The organism is Mesorhizobium sp. WSM1497 (assembly GCF_001672455.2).
GTDB lineage: Bacteria > Pseudomonadota > Alphaproteobacteria > Rhizobiales > Rhizobiaceae > Mesorhizobium > Mesorhizobium ciceri.
In genome coordinates, this window is record NZ_CP021070.1 from 6429608 (window position 1) to 6453761 (window position 24154).

At 59.5% G+C, this 24154-nt stretch carries 16 protein-coding genes; 4 read left to right on the top strand and 12 right to left on the bottom strand.

Annotated elements, in window-relative coordinates; genetic code table 11:
- Positions 1-52 precede the first annotated feature (52 nt).
- Positions 53-1546 (bottom strand): SidA/IucD/PvdA family monooxygenase, encoded by a 1494-nt coding sequence (locus A9K65_RS31355; RefSeq protein WP_224656172.1) that lies wholly within the window; start codon positions 1544-1546, stop codon positions 53-55.
- 2256 nt (positions 1547-3802) lie between these two features.
- Between A9K65_RS31355 and A9K65_RS31360 the strand changes: the two genes are divergently transcribed.
- The gene (locus A9K65_RS31360; protein WP_064993569.1) at positions 3803-5770 is read left to right on the top strand and encodes an acyltransferase family protein; all 1968 of its coding nucleotides are present in this window, start codon (positions 3803-3805) and stop codon (positions 5768-5770) included.
- A gap of 516 nt (positions 5771-6286) precedes the next feature.
- Here A9K65_RS31360 and A9K65_RS31365 read toward each other — a convergent pair.
- The 9 genes from A9K65_RS31365 to nifH all read right to left on the bottom strand — a co-directional run bounded on the left by A9K65_RS31365 (position 6287) and on the right by nifH (position 16145).
- Positions 6287-6979 (bottom strand): universal stress protein, encoded by a 693-nt coding sequence (locus A9K65_RS31365; protein WP_224655972.1) that lies wholly within the window; start codon positions 6977-6979, stop codon positions 6287-6289.
- Between the two features lie 291 nt (positions 6980-7270).
- Positions 7271-8089 (bottom strand): response regulator transcription factor, encoded by an 819-nt coding sequence (locus A9K65_RS31370; RefSeq protein WP_064993520.1) that lies wholly within the window; start codon positions 8087-8089, stop codon positions 7271-7273.
- Positions 8082-8561: a NifX-associated nitrogen fixation protein gene (locus A9K65_RS31375; protein ID WP_064993521.1), complete on the bottom strand. Its 480-nt coding sequence runs from the start codon at positions 8559-8561 to the stop codon at positions 8082-8084. Before A9K65_RS31375 ends, A9K65_RS31370 begins: the two co-directional genes overlap by 8 nt.
- Before the next feature lie 14 nt (positions 8562-8575).
- Entirely contained in the window at positions 8576-9073 is a 498-nt protein-coding gene (gene nifX, locus A9K65_RS31380) for a nitrogen fixation protein NifX (RefSeq protein ID WP_064993522.1), read from the bottom strand.
- The gene (gene nifN, locus A9K65_RS31385; protein WP_064993523.1) at positions 9039-10421 is read right to left on the bottom strand and encodes a nitrogenase iron-molybdenum cofactor biosynthesis protein NifN; all 1383 of its coding nucleotides are present in this window, start codon (positions 10419-10421) and stop codon (positions 9039-9041) included. The genes nifX and nifN overlap by 35 nt, the downstream gene beginning before the upstream one ends.
- On the bottom strand, positions 10418-11920 hold the full coding sequence (gene nifE, locus A9K65_RS31390; protein ID WP_064993524.1) for a nitrogenase iron-molybdenum cofactor biosynthesis protein NifE: 1503 nt from the start codon (positions 11918-11920) through the stop codon (positions 10418-10420). Before nifE ends, nifN begins: the two co-directional genes overlap by 4 nt.
- 63 nt (positions 11921-11983) lie before the next feature.
- Positions 11984-13525 (bottom strand): nitrogenase molybdenum-iron protein subunit beta, encoded by a 1542-nt coding sequence (gene nifK / locus A9K65_RS31395; protein ID WP_064993525.1) that lies wholly within the window; start codon positions 13523-13525, stop codon positions 11984-11986.
- A gap of 132 nt (positions 13526-13657) precedes the next feature.
- Complete coding sequence (gene nifD, locus A9K65_RS31400) at positions 13658-15160, bottom strand: nitrogenase molybdenum-iron protein alpha chain (RefSeq protein ID WP_064993526.1); 1503 nt, start codon at positions 15158-15160, stop codon at positions 13658-13660.
- A 91-nt stretch (positions 15161-15251) separates the two neighbouring features.
- On the bottom strand, positions 15252-16145 hold the full coding sequence (gene nifH / locus A9K65_RS31405; RefSeq protein WP_064993527.1) for a nitrogenase iron protein: 894 nt from the start codon (positions 16143-16145) through the stop codon (positions 15252-15254).
- Positions 16146-16723: 578 nt separating this feature from the next.
- On the opposite strand from nifH, the gene A9K65_RS31410 reads away from it, so the two are divergent.
- The 3 genes from A9K65_RS31410 to rpoN all read left to right on the top strand — a co-directional run bounded on the left by A9K65_RS31410 (position 16724) and on the right by rpoN (position 21876).
- Positions 16724-17944, top strand: coding sequence for an MFS transporter (locus A9K65_RS31410; protein ID WP_064993570.1), 1221 nt, complete (start codon positions 16724-16726; stop codon positions 17942-17944).
- Between the two features lie 1878 nt (positions 17945-19822).
- Positions 19823-20356, top strand: coding sequence for a peroxiredoxin (locus A9K65_RS31420; RefSeq protein WP_064993528.1), 534 nt, complete (start codon positions 19823-19825; stop codon positions 20354-20356).
- A 170-nt stretch (positions 20357-20526) separates the two neighbouring features.
- Positions 20527-21876 carry an RNA polymerase factor sigma-54 gene (gene rpoN / locus A9K65_RS31425; protein WP_084015736.1) on the top strand — a complete coding sequence of 450 codons (1350 nt, stop codon included), beginning with the start codon at positions 20527-20529 and terminating at the stop codon, positions 21874-21876.
- Between the two features lie 13 nt (positions 21877-21889).
- Here the strand turns inward: rpoN and A9K65_RS31430 are convergent, their stop codons facing one another.
- Complete coding sequence (locus tag A9K65_RS31430) at positions 21890-22492, bottom strand: nitrogen fixation protein NifQ (protein ID WP_064993572.1); 603 nt, start codon at positions 22490-22492, stop codon at positions 21890-21892.
- A gap of 436 nt (positions 22493-22928) precedes the next feature.
- On the bottom strand, positions 22929-23981 hold the full coding sequence (locus tag A9K65_RS31435) for an LLM class flavin-dependent oxidoreductase (RefSeq protein ID WP_064993530.1): 1053 nt from the start codon (positions 23979-23981) through the stop codon (positions 22929-22931).
- Positions 23982-24154 lie beyond the last annotated feature (173 nt).

Genomic DNA, 24154 nt, shown 5'->3' on the forward strand with positions numbered 1-24154 from the left:
GAAGGCGGACAGCATTCCTCGGCCCCTCCCGCTGGTGATCAGTAGCCGTAGGTCATATCCCGCTGCCCATTTCTTCCGCCACGGGGTGCGGCCAGTTGTCGACGGGGGCAGGTCTGATGAAGCCGGCATGCTCGCGGTTCGCCTGCGGCACGCGTCCCAGAAGGCTGTCGAGGATGCGACGCGCTCGCCAGGCCAGCAGGCCTAGATTTGGATCAGCCAGCCCGCGCTGCCCGAGGGTCGCGCTCTGTACGAAGATGCGCCTTTCAGGCGGTCCGTCCCAGCACACGGAAAAATCTTCGCGGATAGCCAATTCGTTGTCGCTCTTTTCCAGCCGGCAGGCCATCGGCTCCAAGAAGTCTGGCAACGCGTTCTCGTAACCGGTGGCCAGGATGACGATGTCGGCCGTGACTTCTTCGAGCTCACTCCTGCCGCGGCGCAGGGTCAGCCTGTGACCCGCGCCGGCGTTGACGCAGTGCGAGACGGTGCAGCCCGGCCGCAGTGTGATTTCGCAGTGGCTTGGCTCCAAAAACGCGTGCCGGTATAGCGCTTGATAAATCGCGCTCAACGTCTCTTCCGAAATGCCGTCGGAAGCAAGCACGAAACGCCTCAGGTACAGTTTGCGCTGCGACTCGCTCATTGCCGCCAAGCGATCCGAAGAGCACGCTATGAACAACTCGTTTGTAAACGGGCTGTTGTCGATGGGCTGATAGTTTTCGCCCTCCGAGACCCAAGTGATCGATCGAGGCCGCCGCTCTTTTGGCAGGCCGACGAGGTGTAATAGCACCTCCGCTCCCAACTGGCCTCCACCAACCACGCAAACGTCCTTTTTCCAATCCTCAGGATGGATGCGCGGTAAATCCGATAAGTGGAACAGGTTGCGCCCGGTCCAGCCCTGAAACTGAGACGGAATCCGCGGCTGCTTGCCGATGCCGATCACGAGGTCTCTGGCGCCACGAACTGCGTCGTCCGTCCACACCCGAAATTCGCCCTCGAAGCGGATTTCGCGCACAGTCTCGCCGCCGCAGACAAGCGGGTTCCGGTGGAAGGCCCAGTTCAGGTATTGCTCAAACTCAGCTCTGAGCACGGCCTCGAACTGTGCGTTCAGGAAGTGGAATAGACGCCCGTTCTCGTATAGATAGTTTGCGAAAGTGTAGGCTGATCGCGGGTTCACCAGCGTGACCAGATCCTTGAGGTGGTTGACCTGGGGTTCCGGCGAATCCAATGCGCTGCCGGGGTGCCACCGGAAGTCGACCTGCCGATCCAAGAACAGTGCCCCTCGACCGATCTGCTCGTGTATCTGACACGCAAGGCTGAGATTAGGCGGTCCAGCACCCACCCCAATGCAAGAGATGTCCACTTGTCCTGCTCCTATAGATGTTTCCCAAACACGCGATGCTCGCGGCGAACATCGGCCATGGTCATTCGGCTTCCGCACTACGCGGCCATTCTCGACGCCGGTGCGGCTGGATTCGCTAGCGTTTGTCCCCGCGTTCGTGTGGTCGGCTGTGTGAGGCCCAGGGATCCAGCCAAGTGATGAGATCGACACTCATGTCGGGACGTGGGGGCCGTGCGCGGGATCGACGTTTCCACCCGCTTCGATGATAGCGTCTCGCTCAGCGGATGCTTACCGACCTTATTCGGCGTGTGAAGCGGGCGCAGTCGCTCGCCTCCAAGGTGATGCGCCCACTTCTGACCGGTTGTGGATCAGCCGAAGCGCGGTCCCAGTGCGGCAACAGCATTCTTCAGTGACCCTGACCATAGGAGGACATCCTTCTGATGTGTTCAGAAGATTCCCTGCATCGAACGTGCCAGAAGGAAAATTGATCAAAACAACTGGCAGCAGGTTTGTGATCGTGTCGGCTATCCGACGTTGAGGTGGGAAACCTTGCACCGGCGGCAGATTTGTCCCGGTGCTCTTACCGGTAAGCTAACAGGGTAGCTCCGATCCCGAATAAATGTTCGCTTAGCCTGATCATGGCAGGACGTGCGCTGATGTGTTCGGAATGTTCCCTCAATCGACGTGCCAGGAGGAAACTTTGATGGAACCAACTGACAGCGGGTTTGTGATCGTGTCGAGTATCCGACGTTGAACGGCAGGCCTTGAAGGTTTGCACTTTGTCGCCCTTCGGAACAGCACCAGCTTGACCAACTCTAGCGTTTTTTTCAGATGGGCGCCGTCCGGGGAATCCGGTAATGTCTCATGTGTCATGCGACGTGGATCTCTCCCATGATGATCTGATAGGCATAGCATTCTTACGTCGCATGACGCTCCCATTAGCACTCGACTAAGGTGCGCGCGGCAGCTTCTTCGCGCGCCAGCACAAGCTCCCTTCGTCGAGGTCAATGCCGATGACGTGGGCCATTCGTCCGACCGCTGCGCTCGAGCTTACATCTCCGCCGGCGCAGCCGCCGTCGATTACGGTGGAAGCCGACAGCGGCTCGAGGCGATCAGCAGCGATTGCGTTGAAGACGCCAGCACACGCCAAATCGCGGCAAGGAGCGCGCGGCCACCAGGTCGGAACGTTGTTCCTGGCCAGACAATCCTCGTCGCGCGATTGGTTCAGTAAGGTATCGTCATCGAGATAGCGGCTGCAGTTCGTTCATGCATCTCATACGCCAAGACCGCTTTGCACCCTCGGGTCCAACCCACGATCCGGCTTCGGCGACATCCATTGCGCCCTTAAGTCCGCAGCGAAGCGTGGCGGCATACCGTTTGAGATAGCTCACCTTCGCCGAAAATCCGTCCGGAGTGTTGAGAAGCTCGCGCACGGCATCGGATTTGGAGGAATGCAGATCGTCTGCCGGTCGCGCCGAACGGGTCCGCCGGTCGCGAGCACAAATGATCAGGCTCGTGACGCTGCGGGATGGATCCAGGAAGCGAGCGACGAAATTGAGTGATGAACCCTAGGCATCAGAAGGAGGACGCCGCTCCACCTTCCGCCTTGCGCATGACCTGGAGAGATTTCCGGTGGGCGTCGCCTCCCGAGCAACGCTTTTTCATGTCCGTTACTCTCCGTAAAATAGATTGTTTCGATGGAGCCCATCTACGATGTGAATGCGTGCGCCTCGCATGCGATCAACAACCGAACCCCAGAGCTCCATAACGAATGCCTGCGCAACTCGCCTGCAAACTCGACGCCCGATCTACTTATGAGAAACCGTACGATCGGCGATGCCGATCATCCCAATCGGAACTGCCCCACGTGGCACGGGCGAGCCAGTCGATTGAGAGATGACTGGCCTGCTTTGCAGCTGCGGTAGGTGGCCAATCCGGCAGCGTGCTGTTTCTGACTGGCCGTCCAGCCGCGCTTATAGGTTTCGTCTGTTCAACGGCCGCGCGGCAATCGCCGATCGACATCACGGGCGCGGTGAAGGTGGATACTGCGCACATGCGCTAGGTGGGCACAAGGACCGCGGAAGAGATGAACAAGAGCCACACCAATTCAAGTCGAGCTGACGCAAGGCAGCAGCTGATCGATCCGACTGACGATCTCAAGCTCATGTAGCGCGCTGGAGTGGCGGTCTTTGCCTCGGCGCCCGTACCATCGGCGCACCACTGCGCACGCTGACAAGCCGGAGTGGCCGGTGACCGGACGGGTTCGCCTTCTAGTGAAAAACCGTCTTTCACTTTGATCGAGCGGGATTCTGCGTTGCGCGATTTGTGTCCGGTCTGGTTCGGTTCTTAGTCGCACGCGATGGCCCGCATTCATACGGTAGATGCACTTCATCGAAACTATCGATTTTACGATGCGTAACGACCATGAAAAACGCTGCTCGGAACCTTCTGAGGACGATCAGCTGCATGAAGTACCGAGCGGATATCAGCGGTCTGCGGGCCGTCGCCGTTGTTCCGGTTGTCCTGTATCACGCTGGTTTTTCAGCGGTCAGCGGCGGGTTCGTTGGGGTCGACGTCTTCTTTGTGATCTCCGGCTTCCTGATAACGTCTGACATCATCGAGCGCACCGACAGGGGCGAATTCTCGCTGCTGGACTTCTATCACCGCCGGGTCCGACGGATTTTTCCTGCCCTGTTCGCGATGCTGGCCGCATGTTTTGCGATGGGGTGGTTTGTGCTGCCGCCGGGTGAGTTCATCGGCTTCGGCAACAGCGCCATTGCCGCTGCGATTTCCGCCAGCAACTTCTTTTTTTACGTCAACACCAACTATTTCACTGAAGCCGCGACCTCGCTCCCTCTCCTGCACACATGGTCGCTGGCCGTCGAGGAGCAGTTTTATTTCCTTTGGCCTCTGGTGGTCATACTCATGATGCGATGGCTGAGACCGTGGGCGGCAGTCATCGTCGCGGCGCTGGGCATCATCTCCATCACCGCCGCTCAGCACTGGCTTCAGAGCGATCCGCCCTTTGTATTCTACATGCTTCCGACACGCGCTTGGGAACTGCTCACGGGCGGGCTGATCGCGCTGCCTGCTGCTAAGGCAATGAGGCCAACCCGAACGATTGCGGAACTCCTCGCTGCCTCAGGTCTGGCGCTCATCACCGCTTCACTCTTCCTGCTCAATCAGGATACGCCATTTCCCGGCCTATACGCGCTTGCTCCTTGCATTGGAGCGGCGCTCATCATCGCGGCCGGCTTTCACCGCGACACGATGGTTTCGAAAGCGCTGTCGATCAAGCCTGCCGCCTTCATCGGGCTCACATCCTACTCGCTTTACCTCTGGCACTGGCCGTTGCTGGTCTTTGCAGGCATCTATCGGAATCGCGAATTGTTCGTCTCTGAACGTGTCGCGGTCGTACTCGCCGCACTGCTCGCGTCAGCACTCTCCTGGCGCTTTGTCGAGCGCCCGTTTCGCCGGAGGGCCACAGGCTGGAAGTGGATGGTACCGACCGCCGGCACAATGGCCGGCGTCTGCTGTCTATCCCTGGCTATCATCTACAGCTCCGGCTTCCCAAGCCGGGGTCCTGACGACGGTCCTTCTGTTCAAGCGCTCAGAGCGGAAAGAGCCAAGTTCGAATCCTCTTCCTGCCTCCAGCGTGGCGGGCTCATTCCCAAGACGGGCGAATGCATCCTCGGCTTCGGCAATATCGCTCCGAGGGTCGTTTTGTGGGGCGATTCTCAGGCTGCCCATCTTGCCTCTGCTTTAGACGAGGCGGCCCGGACGACAGGCGTGCGCGTCAGACAGATCACAAAGGCGGGGTGCGCTCCTTTTCCCGACATGACGATGCTTCCCGCCAGTCCCTTGAGAGCGGATTGCCCGGCCTTCAATGCGTCCGCGCTCCAATCGGTGCTTGCCGATCCCAACATCACACTCGTGATCCTGGCAGGCCGCTGGAACGCCTACTCGGGGCGTGGAGGCAGCTTCCTCTCGACAGACGGAAGCTGGCCTTCGCAGGAGACTTCCAATGCCAACTTCACGTCCGCGATAGAACAGACCGCTGCCTCACTGGCGGCCCATGGCATCAAGACCGCCGTGGTTGGACCCACGCCGGAACCATCCATCGATGTGCTGACTTGCCTCGTCCGTGCCGACTTCATGAAGGGCGACGCGCCGTGCTCTACCATGCCGGCCGAGATGTCCTGGCAGAACAATCGAATGCTCGCGGATCTGCTGCCGCGAACCGTACAGTTCATTCCCATAGTCCCAGCTCTGTGTGGGCAGCAAAACTGCCCGCTGAGATCAGGTGAAGACGTCTTCTACCTTGACGCGATCCACCTTTCGCCGGCGAGCCGGCATATCCTTGCCCCTATTTTCGCCAAGCTCATCTCTTCGTCAGCCATGAATTCGGCTAAGGCAGGCTTTCCGGGGCAGTGAGGATCGCACACTGCTTCCGTCCGGCGCCAGCTAAAGGTCATCACGAGCTGCGGCGAAAGCCCTACCTTAAGTTGCCTGAGGGCACTCGTCTTGAGTTATATGAAGCTGCAATTGCCCTCGACATGGGGCAGCCGGGAACAATGGCAGCCTATGCCTGGCGCTGCAAAGAGCATTGCCTTGAGCGAACGGCTGTGCTGGCCGCAGCAATAGGTCCTAACTCGTCTACCAAGCTAACGACTGTCTTTCTCAACTGAATTAAGCCAAGCTACCTTTCTCGTCTTGGGCCAATCTGCCGCGGCCGTGCTTCGATGAGCTCGAGCAGCGCCGCTGCACGGCCTTTGGGGCCGTCTCGGGCGAGAGTTCGACAAGCAACTCAAGACCGGAGCATTTTGTTCGGTCAGGCCTCGTGCACTGCCTCGAGGAGCTTCGCGCCGCCGCGATCTTTTTCCCGATATCTGAATAGTTCGCCCAAGTGAACTAAAGCTTCGAGCGGCATCGGTGCAACTCCCGAGCCGGTCAGCGCGCCAAAAACAGCGGCAATGTCGGCTTGTCAACAATCCATTTCGTTGCGCCGCCGAAGAGCCGCTCACGCAGGCGACGGCTGCCATAAGCGCCCATGACTATCATGTCGGCAGATGTATCGATTGCGTGCTGCGCAAGCACCTTGGCCGCCGATTTGCCAGCACTTGGCAACAGGTCAACCGACACCCGAGCACCGTGGCGCGTGAGATAGGCAGCAATATCGGCTCCAGGTTTCGCGCCGTACCCTTTGTGGTTCGCCTTCGGACCCACCAGGACAACACGAACTTCCTCAGCAGCGCATAGGAGACCCAGCGCTTCCCGAACGGCACGGGATGCCTCGAGTCGCGAATCCCAACCGACCAGGACGCGCCTTGGCCACAGGGTCGCCTCAGCGCGCTTGGGCACAATAAGCACCGGTTTTCCCGTATCAAATAAGCTGCCGTTGATGACGACAGGTCCGACAACACTGTCGTTGAGAAGTGCGGGGCCGACAATGGTCAGGTCGGCGCAGAGTGCCCGCTGTCGCACCACCTCCCCCACGCCAGTCAAATTGCAATAATCCGTATCGACATCATAGGAAAGGCACATTGCCCTCAGCAGTTCCTGGATCTTCTCGGAGCGTCTTTCCAGTCTGGGCACGTCCAGTGTAAATCTGTCTTGCCGAAACTGATTGTTCAATGTGGCCATTGCCTGTCCACGCCCCGTGGGCCACTCGGGGACACCATCTCTCATCGGCCGATATGACAAAACGAGCATCAGAGCCGGTATTATCCGTACGGAAAGATGCGCACCGACTTCAGCACACAAGCCGGCAGCAGTTTCGACGTCATGATCGGAATGGTCTGCGTCCGTCACACAGAGTACGCTTTTAAAACCCATTTGCCTGCTTCTTCCTGAGTATCTCGTTTAGTCTAGCGGCAGGCCGCAACACCGACTCACAGCGCGAGGGAAAGGGAGTGGCACTACACCTCAACTGATTCAGCCGTCCGGCATCTGGAGCGAGTAGCCGGCCGACCTGACAGTGAGAATGCCGCCGCCGGGCCAAGCCTTCTTGAGGGCTGTTCTGATCCGGCTGACATGGACATCGACGGTGCGTGGTTCGACATGGATGTTTTTCTCCCAAGCCGTGCCGATAAGCTCCTTCCGGCTGAAGACCTTGCCGGGAGCCTCCATCATAAGCAGCAGCACGTTGAACTCGATGACTCCGAGGTGAATGTCGTGGCCATTGCCGCGAATCCGGCGGGCATCCACCTTCATCTCGAGGTCACCAAAGGTGAGCCAGCCGCCGTTTTCAACGCCATGTGCGCCCCGCTTCGGCAGCGCCAGCCTCGCCCGTAGAAAGTCGAGCAGGTTGGCCGGGACGATCGGCCGCACAAATCTCTCGTCAATGCGAGCCTTGAGGAGATCGAGGTGCTGGTCCTCGGCACCCGGCGCGATCAGGGCAATAACGGTAAGGTCGGCGGTCCGGGGCTCCCCCTTGAGCCGGGCGCAGATTGGGGCCCCGGTTATGCTCGCCGGACCGCAGTCCAGCACGACGGCCTGGAATTCGCGTTCGTCGGCCAATGCAAGCACTTCCTTGGCGCTCCTTACCGGCTCAGTGGCGAAGCCGTCCACCTCCAGTATGTGGCTGAGCAACAGATAAAGCTCGGCATCTTGCGAACAGATCAGGATGAGTGGCTTCATCGGTGTTACTTCAGGAGCTTGATCCGCCTGGACGGCGTCGGCTGCGACGGTTGGCCATCGCGGCTGCTGAAGATTGTCATGGCCCCTGGGCTCGAAACCTGCTTCATCACGCACGCGCCACCTCGGGATAGGTTTCGATGGCTGCGATTGCGTCGCTGACCAGCTTCGTGCCGGCCCCGGCGAGCTTCCGCAACGTCTCGAAGCCGAACCGGTGGACGTCGCGCAGCGTCTTCGACAGAGCGACCAGCCGCCCAGTCGTGAAAAGCACGCGCCCAAAGCCTTCACGGCTCAGCTCCATGATCGGCGATGCCATCAGGCCGCAGCGCTCCTCGATCGCAAGCCCAATGGCGGTGTAGAACATATCTAGCCTCCACAGGACGTCCGGGTCGGGATCGCCTATGATCGGGATCGCACGGCGCTGTTGCTTGGTGATGATGAAGGCGGCCAGCAGTTCGCGGTCCGCTTTGCCTTCCCACGCGCCGTAGGAGTCCTGAGCACGTATTAGCCGCACGAGGCATTTGAGAAACGGGCTGGCAAGCGCCACCTCGTCCTCATCGACAGCAAGGCTAAGGGCAGGGTCGAACATTTCGCCTCCTCATTTCAGTCCTCGTCTTCAAAGGACGGCTTCTGTTTCGCGACGCCTGCCTCAGCCAGGACCTTGCGCAGCCAAGGTGGAGGGCAGGTCCTGAGCATCAGCTGCGTGCGAACCAGCACCTCTTGGATGCTCTGAGTATGCCGCACCTTGATCGGATGGATTTTTGCCGAAACAAGCTTGGCTGCCGAAGGTCCACCGATCGCCAGGCAAAACAGGAGGTGGCAGCCCTTCAGCGCTTTTATCTTCGGTGTGATGCGGTCATCCCTCTCGGAGTGATGTTTCCCACTTTCGTCGGAGACGTCGTCGAACTCGATGACTTCCACAAGCTCCCACTCCTCGCGCGTCATATCGTAGATGACAAAGCGCTTGGCCGACCCGAAATGGGCGTTGAGTTGCTTGACGTCCTGGGTAGCGATTGCCACCCGCAAAGCGCCTGCTTGTCGTTCACGCATCGGACGGTGAACCTCGTCAGTGACGAGTGAGAAGCGACGCATCGGGCTCACCTGGCGTTTGGCGTTTGCGGAATGGATCGAGCTCATCAGGCGTCGGCGCACGCCGGCCGGCCTGGAACAGGTTGGCAACCTCGAAGACCAGGTCACGGGTCCCTTGATAGAGGATCGAGAGCCTGTGCTGGCTGCCAAGCCGGTCGAAGACGGGGAAGCCGATGCGCATAAGCGGAATGCCAAGGCGTTTCGAGGCCTGGCGTCCATGTGAATGGGTGACCAGAAGATCAGCGCCGCTTGCAAGTGATTCCAGATCGCCGAGATCGCCGACCTGAATCGACTCCGCCGGTACCTTTTCCAGAATTTTCGACATACCGGTCGTCGTGACGGCCGCCGTGATTGCGCAGCCCATGTCGACGAAGAACGCTCCGAATTGATAGAGTTGGTCTGGTTCAGCAGCGATCGCAATTTTCTTGCCTCCGAAGTGGAAATGTCCGTCGAGCAACGCATCTTGCAGTTGCGCCCGCCGACGGCGGACGCTTGCCGGCACAGGCTGGCCAGAAATAGCCGACAGCAGCGAAACGAACTGATCGGCGCCCTTCAATCCGGTCAGCGACTGAAACAGCACGTAAGGCACGCCGGTCGCCTTGTAGAGAACCTCGGCCGGGCGGCGCATATGCTCGCCGATCGCGATGCAGTGCTCGGCCGTGCCGAGCTCGCGGATATCCTCGATGCTCGTTCCGCCATAGGTGGTGGGGACCCAGTGGTCTGGCACGGTACCGTCGAGCGAGCCTGAAAGGTCTGGCAAGATCACCGATTGCAGGCCAAAGCTTTCGACCATCTCGCGCAAATGCTCGAGGTCAGCCACGGTGAGGTTCCAGCCAGGAAGGATCGCGATCTTCTTTGACTGCCGCGCCCGCTCCCCAGGCTTTGTAATGCCTTCGATCATGGCGGTGACAGCCTTGGCCCAGCCCTCTTCAAGGGCGCCGGCGAAATCCGGCGTGTTGGCCAGCACGATCTCGGTACCCGCGAGTTCTTCCGCCCGTCTCAGCCTGATGTCCGAAATGTCGCCTGCGCAATCCTCGCCACGGGTTTCCACCAGGGCCGTGGTGCAGACCCCAATCAGCTTTGGCGTCGTGCGGGTCTTGAGGTTGAAGATCGCCTCTTCCAGATTGTCCGACCCGCCGAGGATGATTGTTATTTCATCCATCGCGGTCGTCTGTAGGGGAATCGTTTCCTTGAAATGCCGCACGAACAGCACGAGGGCAAAGCTGGTGCAGCCCTGGGCGCCGTGGAACAGCGGCACTGCGCCGTCAATGCCGAGAAACGCCAAGGCGGCACCAAGCGGCTGTGACGATTTCAGCGGGTTGATCGCGGCTGATTTTGTCTGGGGAAGGATACGCGTCATCGGATCTCCTCAGCACTCACGCAAATCGTCGGCGCCTTGCCGGCGGTTTCCTGGACAGCGTGCAGGTTCTCGGCGTCGTCGCTTGGGCCCGGCAGTGCGTCGTACCCATGGATCGGACCATCCCACGGGGGTCGCTCGCGCACCTGGCGCCAGATCGGGTTGTGAATGGCGAGGTCGATCTGGCGTACGAGTTCCACCATGCCGTCATAACCGGCGTAAGGGTGCTGGCGCTCCTGGTTGATGTCGAGCCAGGGCATCTTGGCCTTCAGCGCGACGAATTGCGTGCGCCCACCCGAGAGCATGATATCGGCCTTGCCTCCAGAGAGGATGGCGTAAAGGTCGCGCGCTGACATCTGCTCGAACGTATCGTTGTCGTCCTTGAGCATCTGTTTGATGCGCACCTTGTCTTCGAGCGTGGATTTCTTGACCGAGGTGCCCACGATCTCCATGCCGATCTCCACCAGCGCATGGACGAGCGACCAGGACTTCACACCACCGGTGTTGAGCAGCACGCGCTTGCCTTGGAGCCGCGGCCGGTAGGCTTCGAGCTTCTTCCATGCAATCGCCTCCTGCTGGGCGATCAGCCTCTCCGTGCGGTCCAGGATCTCCGGATCGGCCCCCTTCCTCACCAGGAGCTCAGCAATGTTGCGGAGTGCTTCCGACGTATCCGAGATGCCATAGAAAGAGCCCTCGAAGAACGGGATGTCCCAGCGCTCGTCCATCTTGCGGGCTAGAGTGATGAGGGCCGTCGAGCACACCACCATGGCCGCCCGGGCGCTGTGCGCGGAAGCTACGTCGCGATAGCGCGCGTCGCCCGGAATGCAGGCGCGAACCCGGATCCCGAGCCGATCCAGGAGCGGCTTGACCAGCCAGAATTCGCCGGAAAGGTTGAATTCACCAAGGACGTTGATGTCATACGGGCCGGCGTCGTCGGGTTCCACCGTGCCGATGACATGGTCGAGCAACGCCTCCGCGGCAAGCTTGTTGCCCAGGTTCTTGGAGCCAGCCAGGCCCGGCGCGTTGACGGGAACCACGGCCAGGCCGAACTTTTCGGCGGCGCGTTTGCAGACGGCCTCGATATCGTCGCCGATGAGCGCCGTCACGCAGGTCGAATAGACAAAGACTGCTGCGGGCGCATAGGCTTCCTTGATTTCGCGGATCGCCTTGAAGAGCTTCCGCTCGCCCCGCCCCATCACCACATCGAGTTCGGTAAGATCGGTCGTGAAGCTTGTGCGCCACAAGGTTGGCCCGGACGAAGCTGCACCGCGGTTGTCCCAGGAATTTCCCTCGCAGGCGAGCGGCGCATGCACCAGGTGGGCAACGTCAGTGATCGGCTGCAGGACGATCTTGGCCCCGTCAAACGCGCAGCCGCCCGCTGCCGCTCCCGGCGTCAGCGGCCGTGCGCAGCCTTCCTTGCGCGCCCTGACGTCCTTGCCACGGTTCTTGTCGCATGCAGGCTCGTCGAAAACGTCCTGGATCTTGGCACTGAGCGAGGTCATTGCGTCAGTCTCCAAAGTCCATTCGGGCAATGAACAGCCTGGGCGAAAAGCTGGCCGTGTGCTTTAGCGGGTGAGGTCATAGGAATAGTCCGTCACGCCCGTCTGGCTCGTCTCGCGATCGAGCTTGTCGAAGATCTTGTCGAGGATCGTGGTCAGCACGCGTAACCCGCCCTGGTAGCCCATGAGCGCAAAGCGATGGTGATGGTGCCGGTCGAAGATTGGAAACGTCAGGCGGATCAGCGGCGTGCCGGTGTCGCGCTCCAGATACTTGCCATAGGAATTGCCGATCAGCAGGTCCACCGGCTCGGTGAAGAGAAGCGATCGCAGCGCCCAAAGGTCCTTACCCGCCCAGACCTGAGCGTCCATGCCGAAGGGCGAGGCGTCAAGCAGTTCCTGCAACTCGGCTTGCCAGGCCGAGGAGCCGTTGGTTGCCAGGCAATGTGTCGGCTCGCCGCCGGTCTCCATGACGAAGCGGGCCATGGCGTACACGAAGTCCGGGTCGCCGTAGATCGCGTATTTCTTGCCGTGCAGCCAGGATTGGCTGTCGGCCATGGCATCAACCAGTCGGCCGCGCTCCAGTCGGATTGCCTCGGGGATTTCCTTGCCGGAAAGCGCCGACACCTTCATCAGCAATTCGTCGGTCGCCTGGACGCCCAGCGGATAATGGAAGGAAGCCGTGGCCTGCCCAACTTGCCCGCAATAATCCAGCGTTTTTCGCGTGTTGTAGTGCTGGAGCGAAAGCGTTGCCTCGGCGTCAAGTGCCCCCCTCACCTCTTCGATCTTGGTGCCGCCGTCATACATGCGGTATTCCCCGTCCGATGGCGTGTCGAACTGGTCAGAGGCGTCCTGGATGAAGGTGTAGGACACACCCATCATATCGAGCAGGCGTTTGAGTTCCCGGTTGTTGCCGACGCAGAAGCCGTCGAAGCCCGGAATGAGGTTGATGGTTCCCTTGGTTTCCGTGCGCTCCTGGCCTTTCCAGAAGTGCTCTAGAATGCCCTTCAGCATGCCGTCATAGCCGTCGACATGGCTACCGACGAAGGCCGGCGTGTGGGCGAAGGGCACGTCAAAGTCGCGCGGCACCGACTTTTCGTCTTTGGCGTTCTCGATGAAGCTGTGCAGGTCGTCGCCAATGACCTCCGCCATACAAGTCGTCGAGACTGCGATCATCTTCGGGTCGTAAAGCTGGTAGGTGTTGGCGAGCCCATCGACCAGGTTCTTCAGGCCCCCGAATACTGCCGCATCCTCGGTCATCGAGGAGGAAACCGCCGAAGCAGGCTCCTTGAAATGGCGCGATAGATGAGAGCGGTAGTAGGCCACGCAGCCCTGGCTACCGTGGACGAAGGACATGGTCCGCTCGAAGCCCGCGGCCGCGAACACAGCGCCGAGCGGCTGGCAGGCCTTGGCGGGATTGATCACAAGCGCTTGTCGGGCGAGGTTCTTTTCGCGGTATGCCCAGGTCTTGGTGAATTCACCCTGATCGGCAACGATCTGATCCGGGTGCGGACATTCGAAATTCAGCTTCTTCCCGGCGAGCATCTGCCTGTATTCCGGCTCGCGGAACAGCGGAGCGTGGTCGAGAATCTTTTCGGCCGACTGCGGCATTGGTATTACCTCTTTCCATCTGGCCGCGCCATACGGCAGCTCAGGTACGTGGAGACGTTTGCGGTTTCCCGAGGCTCACAAGCCGCGAGGGTTCATCGTCTCTCTGGGGAGACTAGGCCTGGGACAGGGCATCTATTCGGCAGCCATCGCCTGCCCACGGGACGGGCTTTGTTTCCAAGGTGCCTGGTAGAGGCCCCAGACCGGATTGTTGATCGCAAGATCCACGTCGCGCGCGAAAATGGCGAAGCCGTCATAGCCGTGATAAGGTCCCGAATAGTCCCAGGAGTGCATTTGACGGAACGGGATACCCATCTTCTGCACGGGGTATTTTTCCTTGATGCCAGAGCCAACCAGGTTGGGGCGAACTCCCTCGATGAACTTCTCCAACTCGTAGCCGGTAACGTCGTCATAGATCAGCGTGCCATTCTTTGCGTAATGGCCCGTGCGTTGATAGTCATCGTTGTGAGCGAACTCGTAGCCGGTGCCAACGATGATCATGCCGAGGTCTTCGTAAGCTGTGATGACGTGGCGGGGGCGCAGGCCGCCGACGTAGAGCATGACGGTATTGCCTTCGAGGCGTGGCCGGTACTTTGAGATGACCGCGTCGACAAGCGGTCTGTACTTGGCGATGACCTTCTCGACTTTCTCCTCGATTTCGGGGCCGAAATGCTTGGCTATTTTACGCAGGGAGGTCTCGATCTGGGACGGTCCGAAGAAATTGTACTCCATCCAGGCGACGCCATACTTTTCCTCCATATGCCGGCAGATGTAGTTCATAGACCGGTAGCAGTGGATGAGATTGAGCTTGGCCTTCGGGGCGCGCTCGATCTCGGCGAGTGTCGCGTCACCGGACCAGTTGCCGACCACGCGCAATCCTATCTCCTCAAGCAGGATGCGCGAGGCCCACGCGTCGCCGCCAATATTGTAGTCGCCGATCACGTTGACGTCGTAAGCACCGGCCTCGAAATCGACGTCCTTCTTGTCGAAGACCCAGTCGCGGATGGAGTCATTGGCGATATGGTGGCCGAGTGATTGCGAGACGCCGCGGAAGCCCTCGCAGCGCACCGGCACGATAGTCTTTTCGTACTCCTTGGCCTTCTTGCGAGAAACTGCCTCGGTGTCATCGCCAATGAGACCGATCGGGCATTCGGATTGCACCGTGATGCCGTTATTCAGCGGGAACAGTAGCTCGATCTCATCGATGATCTGTTCCAGTTTCTTGTCACCGCCGAAGACAATGTCTTTCTCCTGGAAATCGGATGTGAACTGCATTGTCCCGAACGTGTCGATGCCCGTTGTTCCGACGTAGTAGTTGCGGCGCTGTGACCAGGAATATTGGCCGCAACCGACGGGGCCGTGCGAGATATGGACCATATCCTTGACCGGACCCCAGACCACGCCCTTTGAGCCGGCATAGGCGCAGCCGCGTATGGTCATCACTCCCGGAATGGACTTGATGTTCGATTTGACGTCGCATTCGGAAAGGATCTCGTTTTCCCCGCCGGCCTGGTCCCCGCTCTTTGCGACGCTGAGATGCTTTTTGCGGCGCTTCGCCGCTTTGTCCGGATATTGCGATAGCACCTCCTCAATAAGCTTCGCATGGAGAGCACCATCATTCTCGTATTCCAGGCTCATGGGACCCCTTTCAAGGTGTCTGGTGACGCCTCACCGACGAGGCGCCGTTCTTTGCAAGGCGTGCCACCTCAAGGAGGGCGCCCAATATCGGTTACTGGGCTGCCGCCTTTGCCGCTTCCTTGGCCTGAAGCTCGGCAAGCATCTGCTCGTCGGTTTTCATGATGCCGAAATCGAGCAGCATGTCCTCGAGCTCCTCCATGGTAATCGGGGTCGGGATGGTACCCTGGCCAGAATTCGCATGGATCTTCTCAGCAAGCGCGCGGTATTCTCCGGCCTGCTTGGAGTCGGGCGCATATTGGATCACTGACATCTTTCTGAGCTCGGCGTGCTGGACGATGTTGTCGCGCGGCACGAAGTGGATGAGCTTGGAGTTGAGCCTGGAAGCCAGTGCTTCGGCCAGGTCAAGCTCACGGTCGGTCTGACGCTCGTTACAGATCAGTCCGCCGAGCCGAACACCGCCCGAATGTGCATATTTCAGGATGCCCTTGGCGATATTATTGGCGGCATAGAGCGCCATCATCTCCCCGGACATGACGATATAGATTTCCTGCGCCTTGCCCTCGCGGATCGGCATCGCGAAACCGCCGCAAACCACGTCCCCGAGCACGTCGTAGGAGACATAGTCGACATCGTCGTAGGCGCCGTTCTCCTCAAGGAAATTGATTGAGGTGATGACGCCGCGGCCGGCGCAGCCTACACCCGGCTCCGGGCCGCCGGACTCCACGCACTTGATGCCTCTGTAGCCTACCTTGAGCACGTCCTGAAGCTCGAGGTCTTCCACCGAACCTTCCTGTGCCGCGAGATGCAGGACAGTATCCTGAGCCTTCGAGTTCAGGATCAGGCGGGTGGAATCCGCTTTGGGGTCGCAGCCGACGATGAGGATTCGCTGCCCGAGGTCGACGAGAGCGGCGAGCGTATTTTGGGAGGTGGTGGACTTGCCGATGCCGCCCTTGCCGTAAAAGGCGATCTGACGCAGACGTGACATTAATAGGTTTCCTTCCTTGGTTTCATCCGTCGCGGCTGCCCGGGACACAAATGCCGATGGGCAGCTCTTGCCGCCTCACAACGAGGTCTCAAGTTTCGTGCCAACTTTTTCGAAGGACAGCCAAAGCGGGATTTTTCCTTTTGGCTCTAGCTAGTTAGCTTGTGCGCTAACAAGTGCTCGCTGGCAGATAGATTATTGTTGGAACAAGCCGTGTAGCGGACCCGACAATGCCCGACACAAAACGTCAGGTTCGAGCCACCGGAAATGGTCCTTTCAGTCAGAGCCGGTTTTTGGCTGCTTAAAGGCGGCGGTCATAGCGACCGGCTCGCGTCGTCCCGTCACGGAACATCAGACATCCGGGCTCGGAACTGCTGGCGCGCATGGCTGGTTCGAGACGGACGCCGAGGTCGGCATAGAACAGCCTGATGAGACGTCTGCCGACGATGACACCCCCGTCGGGCACGGAGAACCGGCACCGAAATTGCACGCCCTACTGTCACAAGATGTCGGGCAGCGATGGCGCGCTTCTGCCTTTAGTTCGGGTCATCGCAGCCAACCCATGTTGGGCGAGGATGTTCATGACCGAATCGGCGACGGGTCTTATCGAGACTGTTCTGCACGGCCCAGAAACGCCGGATCGACTATCTCCTCCCGCATGGGGTGCGGTCATTTCGCTTGCTTTGGGCACCTTCGGGCTGGTGGCGGCAGAGTGTCTGCCAGCCAGCGTGCTGACGCTGATAGCGCGCGATCTCGGCATCTCAGTGGATGCGGCTGGATATGCGATCACAGCGACGGGCATTGCTGCGGCGATCTCAGCGCCGACGATGGCCATTATTGCAAAGCGCCTGGACCGCAGGACCGTCCTGTGGGCAATGATGCTGCTTCAGATCCTGTCCAACCTTCTGGTGGCAGTCGGGTCGTCGCTGCCGGTTTTGCTGGCAGCACGCGTTATGCTCGGCATTGCGCTCGGAGGCTTCTGGTCGATTTCGGCATCGCTGGCGATACGGCTCGTTCCAAATCATCTTCTGCCGCGCGCCATGTCAATCATCCTCGCCGGCGTTTCGGTCGCTCTCGTATGCGTGCCTGCATTCGGCGCCGTCGTCGGCGGCAGCTTGGGATGGCGAGTGGCCTTCACGCTCACCGCAGTGCTTAATGCTGTTACGCTGCTGGTGCTGCTTTTAACGATGCCGACGCTGCCTCCGGTTGAAATGGCTGGATTCCGCAGTCTGCTGGATGCGGCCAAAGATCCGACCATAAAGGTCGCACTTTTGGTCGTACTGCTGGTCGCTTCTGGGCACTTCACCAGCTTCAGCTATATTCGGGTCTTCCTCGAGACGACTCCCAAGCTCGGTACCAACGGGATCTGGATATTGTTGCTCCTTTCTGGCATAAGCGGCTTCTTCGGCAGTTTTGCCGGAGCATTCCTGGCCAAACACAGTCTCAAGGCAGTCGCGGCCCTGCCATCCTTCCTTATGGCGATAGCCGCTGTCTCGTTGCTGAAGTTTGGAGCATCGACCTTTGCCTCGGCGATTGCGGTTTCCGTATGGGGCTTTGCCTTCGGCGCGGTGCCGGTGGGGTTGCAGACTTGGATACTGCTGCGTGCGGTTCCCGAGCAGGCCGAAAGCGCCGCCGTGCTGATGACCTCAACGTTCCAGGTAGCCATCGCAGCCGGCGCGATTTTCGGCGGACTGCTGCTGAAGGATCCCGACCACGTCACGGGTGTCTTTGCCTACACCGCAATTGCCACATTGCTCGCGGCACTCACAGTGTTCGTATTCGACCCGAAACACGCAACCTAACCGCCTGGTGGGAGAGAAGCTCGCCGTCGAGGTGGACTCGCACCAGCCGCGCGACGCGGTCTGCGCACGATACTTTTTCGATCCAGGCCTTCGTCTCGCCTAGGATGGCCGCCTGGATCGCGGTACTGCCTCTTCCACGTCGGCTCTTCAACGGGCATGGACCAGCGCCGGTGCCTTGCCGGCCTGCACCGAGACTACAGCGAGCGATCAGCGCTCGGCCGGGCGGACTTGGTCAGGTTGCGCAGCCCATCTTCGCCGACATCGATGTCCTGATATTGCAAGGGTGTCAGCGCAACGACGGTCTCACCTCTCGAATGACTATGTCCGACAACTTCATGGCAACGACCTCGTCCCGCTGGTGGACGCCGACGAGCTTGGGAGATAAGGGCGCAATCTGCTCTTCAACCGTTTGAACGTCGGGCACAAATGGGCAGCAAACTTTTTCGGCGCGAGCTAGCGAGACCCGTCAAATCATCGGTTTTGAAATGCCGATTTAGTGCCTGCCAGGCATAGCGATCGAATGGATCACAGAAATCCTTTCAGTTGAGTTGGAGCGGAAGATCAATGCGCTCCTGCATCAAGCCTCGCTAGGGGCAGCCGAGGCTCTCCTCGAAATTTGCAGACGTCCCACTGACAAGATTGTTGGCTATTTGCGTGCCCGGTTGGCGCTCCGTTGCGTTCTGCCGGTTCCCGCAAACAGCGGACGCTTCTTGGCGACCTTTGGGTCGGCTTTGCGACAATTCTAGTCCAGTTTCCGACACAATGGATTTCGATAGGGACGCTCGGCGAGAGGAACACCATGCGTGTAAAGATCGTAGCCGAGTCGAAAGCGATCCTTATCGAATCCGGATCGTGGCGCTGCCGGCCTGCGTTCACGTTAGTCGCACGTAAAAACACGCCAGGGCAAACACACTGTGCAATCGCTGTGCCGGCCGATGCGGGGTATTGCCTGGGCTTGCCCTGTCTGGCCCGTCCTTTGCCAGCCGGCGCCGGACGGGTGAATACCCTCTCTACACAGGACTTTTGTTCGGTGTGATGACGTGACGGCTCTGGCGCGCACCTCCGGTTGGCGAAGACGTCGTACCGAAGCGATAGCGCTGGTGCAGGAGCAGCTTCATTGGAAATGGCATGCCGCTTGCAGCCTTGTGCTTAGAGCCCATCAAACCAGGAAGAAGGTGACTACCATGGCTGACGCCCCAAGCTCCAAACGATGGACAAAGGCGACGGTGGCCGTCTTCGCTGAAGATCGGGACGTCGTCCGGTTCGGAGATCCGTCCTCCGAAGCGGCTTTGCAACTGGGGTCCGATGCCGAGACGCCAGATGATGCTCGCGCATTTGCCGGAAATCGGTTTGCATCAGCATGTCAGTGGCCAAGAGGCTTCTCAAAATTTCGGCCGAGCCCACGTCGGCCGGAAACAGGCAAGTCCAGCCAATACGCTGAACCAGTTCAGCCACGCCGCTCTGCGGCGCGGAGAATCACTTTTGCGACGCATATGCTCATCCCGCTCCTGGTCATGTCCGGTTGCCAGCATTTTGACCCCGGGTATGAGGAGTGGGTGATCCATGCCGGCTCCGGCGCCCTAGTCGCGGCCAGACCAATCGCGGCGCTAGAAGGTGCCCTCATCCCTCATATCGATGGCTTTCGGGTGAGAAAGGTCTGGAGCCGGGCCGTTGCCACGAATCCGGAGCCGCGTCCCCCAATCGCCCACGTCGATGCGGTTCGGGTGAAGAACACCTGGAGCCGGGCCGTTCCCATACACCCGAATGGAGAAAGCATCGGGAGCGCCGTCGGCATCATGCCATGCACGAGACCCGCAGCTCGGTATTGCGCCAGCCCCTGCAAGAATCCAGTGCCACCTCCCTTCAAGGAGAAAATTGATGACCGGTAAAAAGAAGGTTCCCTTCGTCACGTTTCTTACGCGTGTCCGCGATGATTCAGTCCAGGGGCCAAATCCCTACCGCTGGGAAAAAAGAACATCCGACGACTACTTTGCCGGCAAACGGGTCATCCTGTTTTCGCTGCCCGGTGCTTTCACACCGACCTGTTCGACTTACCAACTGCCGAATTTCGAAGATCTCTATGCGGAATTCAAGAAGGAAGGAGTTGACGCGATCTACTGCCTCTCCGTCAACGATGCCTTTGTCATGAATGCATGGGGGAAGTCCTTGGGGTTGCAGAAAGTCGAGCTGATCCCCGACGGTTCAGGCGAGTTCACCCGCAAAATGGGCATGCTGGTTGCCAAGGACAATCTCGGCTTCGGTATGCGCTCCTGGCGCTACGCGGCTCTGGTCAATAATGGCGTGGTGGAGCAGTGGTTTGAGGAGGAAGGTTTCTCCGACAACTGCGGGACCGACCCTTATGGCGTCTCATCCCCGCAGAACGTCCTTCAAACATTGAAGGACGCTGCATGACCTGGTGCCGAGGATGTGCAGCTGCGTTTGGACGCCACTTGCACAAGGGCAAAGCTCTAAAGCGGCGCGTCCGGGAAGGTCATTCAAAGGTGACGCGCATGAGAGGCGTCGACCCTGTGAGAGATCGAAACCAGCCGCAGTCAAGAGCTTCTAGACAGGAATAAGTGACCATGCAACCGTCATTGAGCCTACTTCAGAAACAGTCTCTGGGATTATCGCCTCAACTCATCCAGTCGATTCGCCTGCTTCAAATGAACATTCCCGAACTGAATCAGTTCGTGGCCCAGGAGCTCGAGAGAAATCCCCTTCTGGAGTATGCGAAGATGTCCCGGGATCTGCCCAGGCAAGGGAAATCGAGCACCGCGCCTGGCGATCATCGTGCCTTCGAGGAGTTTGTCGCCTTACCAGAAACGCTGCACGACCATGTCGCTTCTCAGATTTCCTTCACCGCCTTCACGCCGCACGAGCGGCTGATTGCTAATGTGCTTGCGGGACATCTGGATGACACTGGTTTGCTTGGGGCAAGTGCTTCGGAGCTGGCTGGGAAGCTAAACATCCCGCTGGCCGATGTGGAACGAGTTTTGGGTATCTTGCAGCACCTCGATCCGCCGGGGATTTTCGCACGATCTCTCGGCGAATGTCTTGAGATACAGTTGCGCCAGCGAGACCGGTTCGACCCGGCCATGGCGGCTTTGATTGCCAACCTTGACGTGCTTGCGCGGTGCGATTATCGGACTTTGAAGGTGCGTTGCGGCGTCGACGACGAAGATCTTTTCGACATGCTGCAGGAAATCCGTGCGCTCGACCCCAAGCCCGGAAACGCATTCCACTCGGGCGCGCCGGAATGCATCGTGCCGGATGTCTGGGCCACTCCCTCGCCCGGAGGTGGATGGCAGATCGAGCCTGATCCGAACACGCAGCCCAAGTTGATGATCAAACACACTTATCTCAAGGAAGTTTCACGCCGAGTCGCCAAAAAATCGAAAGAGATGACATTTCTCAACGAATGCCTACAGAATGCGCTCTGGTTAATCAGCAGTCTCGATCAGCGCGTCAAGACGATCGTCAAAGTTTCGAACGAAATCGTGCGCCAGCAGCATGCCTTTCTGGACTATGGCGTCGCCCACCTACGACCCCTCAATCTCAAGGCGGTCGCTGACGTGATCAACATGCACGAGTCGACTGTAAGCCGGGTAACGTCGAACAAGTACATGCACACCCCACGTGGAGTGTTCGAGCTCAAGTACTTTTTCACTGTCGCGATCGCTTCTTGCGAAGGCGGTGACGCGCACTCCGCCGAAGCTGTCCGCCATAGGATCAAAGCAATGGTCGCCGAAGAATCGTTTGAGAACGTGCTTTCGGACGATGAAATCGCTGACCGGCTCAAGGAAGACGGTATCGATCTCGCTCGCCGCACCGTCGCAAAATATCGCGAGGCGATGAATGTCCCCTCCTCCGTACAGCGGCGCCGGGAAAAACGCTTGTGGCACAACGGTAATCAAGGCCTCAGGGCCTCGTGACGAAAAGCGGCGTTTAAACCGGTGTGACGCGTTCTTCACATTCGCCTTTCTCGGGGCCGAAGCAATTTTCGAAATCACTGCATTCCCGACAATTGGGCGCAGTGCACAGCGAAAACCCTTCGGCCTCGCAGAGTTTGCGGTAAAAGTACTTCTTCCATTTCATATTTTGGGTGTTGCCGGCCGCCAGCGTCGGAAAGTGTGTGGCCAGAAGGCGGTTGAGCTCGGTCCGGTCGGGAAGCCCAAGGTCCTGCCACAGATGGCCATCATGCATGGCGCGCCGGGCGAGGATCTTAGCGAAGCGGGCGCTCGCCGGATGACTCGCCCGGGCATGTGCCAGTAGCAGGCCGCGCAGAAGTTCTTCCTCTACACCCGGCTCAGCATCGCTGACGTTTGCCGAGGCGAATGCTGCCATCGCGGTACCAGGGAAACCGCGGGGCAAGACCTCGCGCAGCTCGGCAAGCGAAAGGCCTGTTGACTCCGCCACTGTCGTGCCAGCCTCGACCTCCTTGAGCGCACAGGAGAAGACGCAGGCAAGCACATGTTCGTCGAACTCCTTCTCCGGCTGGATCGTCGGCCATTGGCCGGTGCCGATATGCGCATCGTTTTGACCGGACATGGTTCCGTTCTCCTGGTCTGTGCCTTCACGCAGCACTCTGCCGAGCGCAACGCGGGTCAGTCAGTCTTTCGGGCACACGTGTGCGCAGGCTCGTGCCCAATGAGCGGTCGGGGAAATCGACCGCCTTGATCATGCAATTGAGCCTCGCCTTGAAACGCGTCCTGCAGCCTGTCGGGCAGGCGAGAATTTCACCCAGGACACGACGCCGTGAATTTGGCTGACGGCGCGAGCAGGTCCTGAAGCGACGGTTAGCCGTGAAGGCTCGCCCGTCGGCAGGCGAGATAGTGGGGAACCCCATCTGGGGCCGTCCAGGTGACGGCAGCGCCACTCATCGAAACCCACGCCAAGTTCCGTTCATGAACGTGCCATTTGAATCCGTTTATGCCGAGTGGAACGAAAAAGAAGCTGCGGCCACGAAGTTGGCCCCCTTATGATTTCAAACGCGCGCATAACCCAGCGCCTTGTTGATTGCGGGAATGATCTTGTCTCCCCAGAGTTCGATCTGGCGCAGCATTAGCTTTTGGTCGAAATCCCCCAACTGGGTCTGGATTGCGATCTGATCCGGCTTCAGAATGTCGATCTCTTGCAGCAAGCGATCAATCACGCGATTCACACTGCCGATCGGCAGGTTGTTGCGCATTGCCCCGAAGGACAGATCCTGCTGGGTGGGCGTTTCCTGCAGCAGATAGCCGTCGTGGCTCTGCTGCCGGCGCTGATGCAGCGCCTCGGACAGGCGGCGCTGGAAACGGGCGTTGTCGAGATAGCTGTTGATCTCCTCCTCGTCATCGCTGGCGTAGCAGCAACGCAACAGCGATATCCTGGCGTCCGTCACATTCCTGTCCTCGGAAGCCGCCGCCTCCTTGATTGCTCCGCGCAACGTGCTCAAGCTCGCCAGGCCGTCGTGGAATGCGGTGACAAAGAAATTGTGACCCTCTCGGTAGGCCCGTTTCATGCGGGCCGGCCCGCCGGCCATCCAGATGGGCGGTGCCGGCCTTTGGACGGTGCATACTGAAATCGCCGTCGGGGGTATTTTCTCATAGTGGCCATCGTGCTCGAAGATGTTCTGGTTGAGACCCTTCAAAAGGATATCGAGATGTTCCGAAAAGATCGCCGGCGCCTCATCGATACTGACGCCGAAGCGCTCGAACTCGAACTGTTGGTATCCAGAGCCGACGCCGAGTTCCAGGCGACCGTTCGCAAGGATATCGGCGAAGCCGATCTCGGAGAGCAGGCGCTGCGGTTTGTAGAGCGGCAGCACGCAGACGGCAGTGCCGAGGCGAATGGTGCTCGTCACTCCGGCGCAGTGGGCCACCATCATCAATGGCGAAGGGATCAGGCTGTAGTTGTTGAAGTGGTGTTCTGCGAACCAGGCTGTGCCGAAGCCGGCCTGTTCCGAAGCGATGGCCTGTTCGATCGAGTTTCGGATAACGATCTCGGGGGATTGATGATACCCACGTTGGGCGGCCAGGATGAAGGTGGCGAATTCCACTATGTTTCCTTGTTTGCTGATGGTTGGCGGATTTGGAACTGCGCTCATCCGAGACACGCGATTGCCTCGGATCGGGCGCCTGGCAGGGGCATAGTGGTACGATAAGCAGTCCGGATCCATGGTTGCCGGCACGCGCGAGAGCTTGTCCCCATGCCGAGGGACGTTGCCCCGCC

Bases quoted from the DNA above. Each gene is read 5' to 3' on its own strand.
- A9K65_RS31410 (WP_064993570.1), top strand. From the start codon at position 16,724: ATGACCGAATCGGCGACGGGTCTTATCGAGACTGTTCTGCACGGCCCA.
- nifE (WP_064993524.1), bottom strand. From the start codon at position 11,920: ATGACCTCGCTCAGTGCCAAGATCCAGGACGTTTTCGACGAGCCTGCA.
- A9K65_RS31375 (WP_064993521.1), bottom strand. From the start codon at position 8,561: ATGTTCGACCCTGCCCTTAGCCTTGCTGTCGATGAGGACGAGGTGGCG.
- nifN (WP_064993523.1), bottom strand. From the start codon at position 10,421: ATGACGCGTATCCTTCCCCAGACAAAATCAGCCGCGATCAACCCGCTG.
- A9K65_RS31420 (WP_064993528.1), top strand. From the start codon at position 19,823: ATGACCGGTAAAAAGAAGGTTCCCTTCGTCACGTTTCTTACGCGTGTC.
- nifK (WP_064993525.1), bottom strand. From the start codon at position 13,525: ATGCCGCAGTCGGCCGAAAAGATTCTCGACCACGCTCCGCTGTTCCGC.
- A9K65_RS31365 (WP_224655972.1), bottom strand. From the start codon at position 6,979: ATGGCCACATTGAACAATCAGTTTCGGCAAGACAGATTTACACTGGAC.
- rpoN (WP_084015736.1), top strand. From the start codon at position 20,527: ATGCAACCGTCATTGAGCCTACTTCAGAAACAGTCTCTGGGATTATCG.
- nifH (WP_064993527.1), bottom strand. From the start codon at position 16,145: ATGTCACGTCTGCGTCAGATCGCCTTTTACGGCAAGGGCGGCATCGGC.
- A9K65_RS31430 (WP_064993572.1), bottom strand. From the start codon at position 22,492: ATGTCCGGTCAAAACGATGCGCATATCGGCACCGGCCAATGGCCGACG.
- A9K65_RS31360 (WP_064993569.1), top strand. From the start codon at position 3,803: ATGAAGTACCGAGCGGATATCAGCGGTCTGCGGGCCGTCGCCGTTGTT.
- nifD (WP_064993526.1), bottom strand. From the start codon at position 15,160: ATGAGCCTGGAATACGAGAATGATGGTGCTCTCCATGCGAAGCTTATT.